At 52.3% G+C, this 7675-nt stretch carries 6 protein-coding genes; 5 read left to right on the top strand and 1 reads right to left on the bottom strand.

Going from position 1 to position 7675, the window contains the following annotated elements; translation table 11 throughout:
* Positions 1-123: transposase (locus ABNH10_RS13460; RefSeq protein WP_349384873.1), on the top strand; the 123-nt coding region annotated here is incomplete at its 5' end.
* Positions 124-253: 130 nt separating this feature from the next.
* Positions 254-1042, top strand: a complete 789-nt coding sequence (locus tag ABNH10_RS13455; protein ID WP_349386420.1) for a M48 family metallopeptidase — start codon at positions 254-256, stop codon at positions 1040-1042.
* Positions 1043-1340: 298 nt separating this feature from the next.
* Here ABNH10_RS13455 and hldE read toward each other — a convergent pair whose 3' ends face one another.
* Positions 1341-2771: a bifunctional D-glycero-beta-D-manno-heptose-7-phosphate kinase/D-glycero-beta-D-manno-heptose 1-phosphate adenylyltransferase HldE gene (hldE, locus tag ABNH10_RS13450; RefSeq protein WP_349386419.1), complete on the bottom strand. Its 1431-nt coding sequence runs from the start codon at positions 2769-2771 to the stop codon at positions 1341-1343.
* 196 nt (positions 2772-2967) lie between these two features.
* Between hldE and ABNH10_RS13445 the strand changes: the two genes are divergently transcribed.
* The 3 genes from ABNH10_RS13445 (at position 2968) to ABNH10_RS13435 (ending at position 7670) form a co-directional block, all read left to right on the top strand.
* Positions 2968-4134, top strand: a complete 1167-nt coding sequence (locus ABNH10_RS13445; RefSeq protein ID WP_349386418.1) for a hypothetical protein — start codon at positions 2968-2970, stop codon at positions 4132-4134.
* A 7-nt stretch (positions 4135-4141) separates the two neighbouring features.
* Positions 4142-5056: an LpxL/LpxP family Kdo(2)-lipid IV(A) lauroyl/palmitoleoyl acyltransferase gene (gene lpxL, locus ABNH10_RS13440; protein ID WP_349386417.1), complete on the top strand. Its 915-nt coding sequence runs from the start codon at positions 4142-4144 to the stop codon at positions 5054-5056.
* Positions 5057-5339: 283 nt separating this feature from the next.
* The gene (locus ABNH10_RS13435) at positions 5340-7670 is read left to right on the top strand and encodes an O-antigen ligase family protein (RefSeq protein WP_349386416.1); all 2331 of its coding nucleotides are present in this window, start codon (positions 5340-5342) and stop codon (positions 7668-7670) included.
* Positions 7671-7675: the final 5 nt, after the last annotated feature.

The raw sequence follows: 7675 nt of genomic DNA, 5'->3' as shown, positions 1-7675 counted from the left end.
ACCAGCGTGCTTGAAGGAATGAACAACAGGATCAAGGTCATCAAGAGGATGGCGTACGGCTTCCGGGATAACGACTACTTCTTCATGAAGATCAAAGCCGCTTTTCCCGGAATTCCGCGATGAACCAAAAAAAAGGCCCCGCTCACAAGAGCGGGGCCTTTTCGTTTCTGGCGTCCCTACACAACACCCACAACCTGCGCTACCGTGAAGCATAACTTCGCGGCCTGAGCGCCGCTCCAACAAGGTTTCCCCTGTGCGTTTTTTCCTCTTGGCCATTTTGCCTTTGCTGCTGGTCGGCTGCGACCAGACGCCCACCGGTCGCGACCAACTCGCGCTAGTACCAGAGTCTATGATGGCGGACTTTGGTCGTCAGACTTTTGTGCAGATGCAGCAGCAGTTGCCGGTGAGTACCGACGAAAGCGCCCGCCGAAAGGTGCAATGCGTGGCAGAGCACCTGATCAGCCGCATCCCCGCACGCTTTCCTGGTGCGACCATGCCGACCACCTGGGAGGTGGTGCTGTTCGCAGATTCCACACCTAATGCCTTTGCTCTACCCGGAGGCAAGATAGGCGTCAATGAAGGGCTGCTTAAGGTGGCACAAAGCGACGACCAGCTGGCCGCAGTGGTGGGCCATGAAATCGCCCATGTACTGGCCAAGCACGGCAACGAGCGGTTAACCCAGGAGTTGGGCATCAAAACGGTATTGTTCATCGTTGGGCTGTTCAGTGAAGGTGATGCAGATACCGAGAATATTCGGCAGGCCCTCGGCGTGGGAGCATATCTGGGGATTGCGCTACCGTTCAGCCGTAGCCATGAGCAGGAAGCGGACGCCATTGGCCTAGAGTTGATGGCCAGCGCGGGTTTTGATCCACGACAAAGCATTCAACTATGGCGCAATATGGCCGCCGCAGGCGGTGCCCAACCTATGGAGTTTCTCTCCACCCACCCTAATCACGACAGCCGCATCGAGGCACTGAAGGAGCGGATGGGGGACACCCTACCGCTGTATCATCAAGCGTCGCCGGTGAACTGCGAACGCTAATCGCGTCACAGCCGGCGTTGCTGCGAACAACAACCATTAGTTAGCTAGCCACCACGACTTTCAGGGAGACCGCCTTAACCTCCGGCAGCCAATCATCGTCCTTCATAGTCACAGGCCAAAACGGGAGCATGGGCGGAGAACCTCAGACGTGAAGACCCCAGAGTCGCTTCCGGGGCTTCCTTCCCTGTCATCCTGAAAGCGGAGGCCGGGCAACTCGGCATCTCCACACCCGCACTGAACACGCGAGTAACCGGCAAGTGTTCACTCGTTAGTAATTCATTCTCCACCCGCGAATCTGTTAATCTTTCTCTCGAATGCGCTCCACAATCTTGGTGGTGGAGATGTCATCGATGAAATCGAGCACTTTTACCTCACCACCATAGCTTTTCACAAATTCGTGGCCCACCACCTGGTCTACGCTGTAGTCACCGCCTTTCACAAGAACATCTGGCTTAATGGACTCCAACAGCGGCTCCGGTGTATCAGTATCGAAAGCCACCACCCAGTCCACCGCCTCCAACGCAGCCAAGACGGCCATGCGGCGCTCAAGCGGATTAATAGGCCGACCCGGCCCCTTCAACCGTCGAATCGATTCATCACCGTTTACAGCAAGCACCAAGCGGTCCCCTTGCCGACGAGCCGTATCCAAATACCCCACATGACCGGCATGGATAATGTCGAAACAGCCATTGGTGAAAACGATTCTCTCGCCCTGGGCGCGAGCATCCTCGATGGCAATCAGCAATTGCGCTTCGCTCATCACGCCACGACCGGAGCCTCCCTCTTGATGCACCGCACGACGCAATTCGGGAGCGGAGACCACCGCCGTGCCCAGTTTCGCCACCACAATGCCAGCGGCAATGTTGGCCAAGGCCACCGCATCTTCCATGGCGGCGCCCGCAGCTAAAGACACCGCCAGTACCGAGATCACCGTGTCCCCCGCGCCAGTGACATCGAATACTTCACGGGCCCGAGCCGGCAGGTGTAGCTCTGGCTGGCCATCACGCAACAGCGTCATCCCCTTCTCGCTTCGGGTCACTAGTATTGCTTGTAAATCCAGATCACGGATCAGCTGCTGCCCCTTGGCGATCAGGTCTTGTTCATCCTTCACAGGCCCCACCACCGCTTCAAACTCACTAAGATTCGGTGTCAGCAGGGTCGCGCCGCGATAAGGTTCAAAATCCGTGCCTTTGGGGTCTACCAATACCGGCACACCGGCATCCCGCGCTAGGGCGATGAGCCCAGGGCAATCTCGCAGCGCACCTTTGGCATAGTCAGACAGCACCAGCACGCCACAGTGGGCCAGCTGCCGTTTTACCTGCTCTGCAAAAGGGGCGGGGTCCTGATGGTGGAAGTTTTCTTCGAAATCCAGTCGTAGCAACTGCTGTTGGCGGCTAATCACGCGCAACTTGGTAATAGTCGGCAAGCCTGCCACTTTCTGAAAATGGCAGCCCACTTCTGCCGCCGCCAGGCGTTCCTCCAGAATAGACGCAGCCTCATCGTTACCTGTCACCCCGACCAATTCCGCGCGGGCGCCCAACGCCGCCATGTTCAATGCCACATTGGCGGCCCCACCAGGGCGATCTTCTAGCTCGGTCACGCGCACCACAGGCACTGGCGCCTCCGGTGAAATACGGCTGGTGGGGCCGTGCCAATAGCGATCCAGCATGACATCACCCGCCACCAGAACACGGGCTTGGGCAAAAGAAGGGATGTGCGGGTTTTGCATCAATGTCTCCAAAAGACAACAGAGCCGAATTGCCCGCAATTGTAGCATAGCAGTGGAGGCAAACCGGTTCAGACAGTACACTTCGCGCCACAAGAGGGCGTGAGTGTGTCACCCGGCAATTACGCATCACCTCGCTGTCAGGGTATCATTCAGTAGCCCTTAACCCTTGCCCAACTTGGAAGCAACAGGACACGCTATGCCACCACTGCCCCCCAACATCATGCAAGGTCGCTGGCTACGCTGGTGGCTCACATTATCATTTGCAGTGATGTTCAGCGGTGTCTTCCTGTTCAGCTCCCGCATTGGCCTGCTTAACGTGCTAGATGTGCTTTTCTTTTTGCCCGGCCTAACCCTGCTCACCCGCGCCGTAGTGAGTGGCGATCGCCGCCTGATGACCTCCCCTTTTCTTGTTCCCCTTTATCTGTTGCTCGCCTGGGCCTTGCTCAGCCTAGCCTGGGCGGAAGAACCCAATTCCTCACGCACTGTGCGGGGCATGGTGCAGATTGTGGTGATGGTGGGGTTATTTCGTTGGCTACACCTGTATTTCCGTAACACCTTTAAACAAGCCATGGCCAATGGCGCCCTGTGTGCCATGATTGTGTCCTCAGTCGTCATGGTCAGCTACTACACCACTCAGCCATTCACCAGCCCCCTGTTCAGCGAACCGGCAAACCTGATTTTTCGCATGCCTTCACTTGACCCCTCCCTGGCCCTGATGGCCATGGTGGCACCGACGTTCATTCTTCTGGCACAGGGCATGGAAGAGGGAGCATCCGGCAAGGGCGCCCGCCGCTTGGTCGGTGCCGGGGTAGGCTTTGGATTTCTTTGCCTGACCTCTTTGCCTCTGGGGTTAATGTGCATCATGCTTGCTGTCGCTTGGCTGCTTACCCGTGGCTCTCGCCGTTGGCTGAGCCTGATCCCTTTGGCCGCGGCCTTGTACCTAATGCTACACGGTAGCCACAGTGTAGAGGTGAACAGCTACTTCGCTCACCCCTTGATCGGTAACGGCCTGAATCACGAAACATTGAATGGTGTGCTCGCCTACAACGGCACCCACCTACAAACCCTCGCCCACCCCCGAAATATTTTTCTGCTATTGATTCACGCGCTGGGATTGGTCGGCCTGGTGCTGTTCATCGCCAGCTGGGCGAGTCCACTTACCGCCCTGCTGCAGCGCCAGATCAACTGGCATGACAGTGCGGCCTACACCATTGCTGTTGTGCCTGGCCTGTGTATGACCTACGCCGCAGGCGCATATCTACTCGTGCCATTCCATGCCAGCTGGCTTAGCCTCTGGCTGCCTTTAGCGCTTCTGCTGGCCCGCCTCAGCGAGCGTTCGACCATCCATCCCAATAGTCGTTGAAATTACCATGGGAAAACGCACCAACCGGCCTTCACGCCTCTCCGATCCGCGCCTATACCCAAGCTGGCTAGGTGCCGGGCTATTCTGGCTAGTCGGCCAGCTACCGTGGAACTTCCTATTGACCTCCGGTCGTGGACTGGGCCATCTTGCCTGGCATCTGGCAAAAAAACGTCGCCATATTGTTCAGACCAACATTCGCCTTTGCTTCCCGGAATTAAGTGCCAAAGAGCAAGAAACCTTAGCCAGGCGCTGCATGGTCAGCACCGGCGAAGCCATTCTGGAAATGGCCGGAAGCTTCAGCAACCATCGCATCAACCTCGATAAACACCTGACTATCAATGGCTTGGAGCATGTCCGTAATGCTCAGGCCGCAGGGCAAGGGGTGTTGTTACTCGGCATGCATTTCAACAGCATAGATGTAGGATCGCGGTTACTGAGTTACTCATTTGATATGAATGCGGTCTATCGCCCTAACAACAACCTGGTGATTGATCGATTGATCAACAGGGGGCGTCTGAAGTACATGAAAGGCATCGTCAACCGCACGGATATTCGACAGATCGTTCGCTTACTCAGAAAAGGCGACGTAGTGTGGTATGCCCCGGATCAGGATTACGGCACCGCCCACGCGGTATTTGTGCCTTTTTTTGGAGTACCCGCCGCCACCATTACCGCCACCAGCCGCATCGCCCGAATGGGCAAGGCGGCCGTCATCCCCTGCGCGCACTACCGCCTCCCCGGGGGCCGCTACGAAATTGCATTCGGCCCAGCGCTGGAAAATTTTCCCTGTGGCGACGATAAAGCGGATACAGCACGGGTTAACAGCACAATTGAGCACTATGTGCGCAAGCACCCCGAACAATATCTCTGGGTTCACAAGCGGTTTAAACATCAGCCTGACGGCCAATCAAAACGTTATTAGAGGGCCGTCATTATTCGCTGCTGGAACTTAGCTGCCAAGCCGACCATTTTTTGAGCACGAATTAATGTACACAATACAATTTGATAGCAAGCTGCCGATCTTTACCGCCACTTTAAATTTAGGGGCCGGACACAAACAACAAAATATGTACCCACAGGGGGCCTCCAACCCCATAACCCAATCAACCATAAGCAGCGAATAAAAAGAAGTCCCATCACCGGAAATGAGATGAGGACAACCAACCACCATGAATTCCTTTATTCGAGCTTAAAGGCGGCTTAAAATGGCATCTTCTCAAACCAAGCTACTCACACCGCCCTCTTGGTTAGCCATGGCTGGTGTGATATGGCTTTTTACCGGCCTAGCTATCGTCACCGCATACCGGCCTTACCAAGTTTTGCTTTGCTTGCTCGTATGGATTCCTGCAGCCTTTTATGCATGGCATCAACGGAATGAGTTACTGCGTATATTGTCGTCTTATCACGGCCTTGCCTTTATTGCTCTCAGCCTATGGTCTGCAATATCCTTATATTGGAGCGAAACGACCGAACCTTTTTCTAGTTTTCGGGAAATAATGTATTCATGGTTAACCATTATTCCTATTATCCTATTATCCCGCATAGAACCTACAGCACTGGTTCAAGCTCTCAGGCTGTGCCTGCCCATCGCTTCCCTCATAGCATTAGCTATGCTGATAGACTTTTTTATTGTTAATGGCAATTCATTAACAATAAGACTGGAGGGCCGTACACTCATCAACAACCCCCTTGAAGCAGGTCGTTATTTTGCAACCCTTATCATCATTTTTTTCACTCTATCAAAAAAGAAATCGCTAAAGCACCCACTCTATTTTGCCCAGCTAATTTTAATGGTTTCAATCATTTTACTTAGTCAAAGCAGAAGTGTCTGGGGGGCGGTATTTTTAGCCTTGCTAGCGCCCTCAATACTTGATATGAATTGGCGGAAGTTAGTGCCAATAGCAAGTATTGCTATTGCGATAGGAGTATTAATGCTAGTGGCCTTCCCTCAAGCACTGCTTGAGCGGGGCCTATCTGGCAGACCTTCATTATGGATAAGCGGCTTAACTTCATGGGCTCAAAATCCACTAGGAGGGCTTGGCTTAGGCAGCGACTACATAGTCATGCGCGCAGATGGCCAACTTTTTCAGCATCCACACAACTTACTTATCCATACCGGGATTACGATAGGGGCCATTGGCGTCGCATTGTTTTCCATATTATGGTTACTCTGCGGATGGCGACTATTAAAAAACCGTTCGGAGCCACTTTTCTCCTGTGCATTTTCTTGGTGGGTTTTTGCTTCTATTACATTCTGGGTCGAGGGCTACAGTCTATGGAACAAACCTGGCGACACTTGGTTACAAATATGGCCCCCAATAGCTATCGCTCTAGGCATGACTAACCATAGAGTTCACTCCAAAATAACCATGAAACATTATCATAATCTGCTTGATTACTTCACGGATAGAGAAGGCGGATTTTGGAAATTTCGACAAATAATATATGGTGTATATTCCTCACTGCGAACCACAAATAAAATAAGGACTCCAGAAGAATGTGATGTACTTCTGATCCACCCTTCAGAAAAATCATGGAAACAAGGAAGAAAGGCATCTTTTATTCACGCGATGCGCGAGGAAGGCTTAACAGTTTCAGAAACAGTAACAAGGAGCAACAGAAAGGTCTTGAAAGAAAAACAGCTCTGTCGCCCTTCCGAACCTGTCCCGATGGCTCTTTATTTACCTGCAGCCAGAGCGGCCTACCTACTGGCCCGTTTTAAGCCAGCAATTATAATAACCGAACGCAACGGTTGGGCCTCGAGTACCTTTTTGCGCACCTTAAGTTCACCCGAAACGCATACACTTCACATAGCCCATGGCATCATAAGCGATCAATCAAGTCGCCTGTCATTCCGGGATTATGATTACTATGCTTTATTTGGCGTTAGTTCACTGGAGTTTCTAAAGCAAACACCCGGATTTGGCCATACAAAAGCGCTTTTAACAGGTCCGTATTTCTCTCTCCCACAAAAACACCAACCAGATTTGAAATCAAAACAAATACTTTTCTTGGGTGCTGGCCCTGATGAAGAAACAAGCAGTGACTACCGCAAAATATGCGAAATTGCCTTAGATTGGTTAAAGAACAATCCAAGTTGGAGTTTACGCATACGCCGTCACCCCAGAGGAACAGGCTCCCCTTGGGATATCTTTTCACAACAGCACAACAACATTGCCTTCTGTCCTGTAAATGAGACTCTTGACCAGTCATTAAAAGGCATAACTGCGGCTTGGTGTGGTTACACCAATGCTATCCTAGACTGCTCCGTCGCCGGAATTCCTACCATCCCCCTAGGTCAGAAATCAGACTTCTTCCAGTGCTCTCGATTTAACATCCCTCAAGCAGGGAGCATAGAAGAGTTAACAGAAATCATGGACTCGCTAGAGAAAAATATTGACAGATGGAAACTTCGCCTAGAGGAGTTTTCTCATTTTCATATTGAAAATATTAGTAATCCTACAGAAAATATCACAGCAACAATAAAAAAAATAAAAACCGGGTCAACATCCTTTTTGTCATACAACATTGACTAGAGACA

Source organism: Alcanivorax sp. (assembly GCF_040119285.1).
Taxonomy (GTDB): Bacteria; Pseudomonadota; Gammaproteobacteria; order Pseudomonadales; family Alcanivoracaceae; genus Alcanivorax.
The sequence above is the reverse complement of the archived record's forward strand: the minus strand, read 5'-3'. Positions and strand labels throughout refer to the sequence as shown.